This is a genomic window from Pseudomonas sp. P129 (assembly GCF_020312195.1).
GTDB lineage: Bacteria > Pseudomonadota > Gammaproteobacteria > Pseudomonadales > Pseudomonadaceae > Aquipseudomonas > Aquipseudomonas fragariae.
In genome coordinates this window covers 1-479 of record NZ_JAGPYS010000039.1, presented here as the reverse complement: position 1 = coordinate 479, position 479 = coordinate 1, and the positions used below count along the sequence as shown (strand labels likewise).

1 protein-coding gene and 2 tRNA genes are annotated in these 479 nt (G+C 48.9%); 2 read left to right on the top strand and 1 reads right to left on the bottom strand.

Annotation, left to right across the window (positions count from 1 at the left end):
* Positions 1-141: 141 nt before the first annotated feature.
* Together KBY02_RS26025 and KBY02_RS26020 are read left to right on the top strand one after the other, a co-directional pair.
* Positions 142-218 (top strand) — tRNA-Ile (locus tag KBY02_RS26025).
* A gap of 30 nt (positions 219-248) precedes the next feature.
* Positions 249-324, top strand: a tRNA-Ala gene (locus KBY02_RS26020).
* Here KBY02_RS26020 and KBY02_RS26015 read toward each other — a convergent pair.
* Positions 295-479 (bottom strand): hypothetical protein (locus tag KBY02_RS26015; RefSeq protein ID WP_225650867.1); only part of this gene is annotated, 185 nt, incomplete at its 5' end. The genes KBY02_RS26020 and KBY02_RS26015 overlap by 30 nt on opposite strands.

Sequence of the window (479 nt, the reverse complement as noted above, 5' to 3'; positions counted from 1 at the left end):
GGCTGGATCACCTCCTTAATCGACGACTCAGCTGCGCCATAAGCACCCACACGAATTGCTTGATTCATTGAAGAAGACGATTAGAAGCAGCTTTAAGCTCCAAGCTGATAGCTTAACGCTAGCGGCTACAAGCTCGAAATTGGGTCTGTAGCTCAGTTGGTTAGAGCGCACCCCTGATAAGGGTGAGGTCGGCAGTTCGAATCTGCCCAGACCCACCAATTTTGTGTGGGAAACGCCTGTAGAAATACGGGGCCATAGCTCAGCTGGGAGAGCGCCTGCCTTGCACGCAGGAGGTCAGCGGTTCGATCCCGCTTGGCTCCACCACTTACTGCTTCTGTTTGAAAGCTTAGAAATGAGCATTCCATCCTGTAAGACAAGGGGTGCATGAATGTTGATTTCTAGTCTTTGATTAGATCGTTCTTTAAAAATTTGGGTATGTGATAGAAAGAAATATAGACCGGGCACCTCTTTCACTGGTG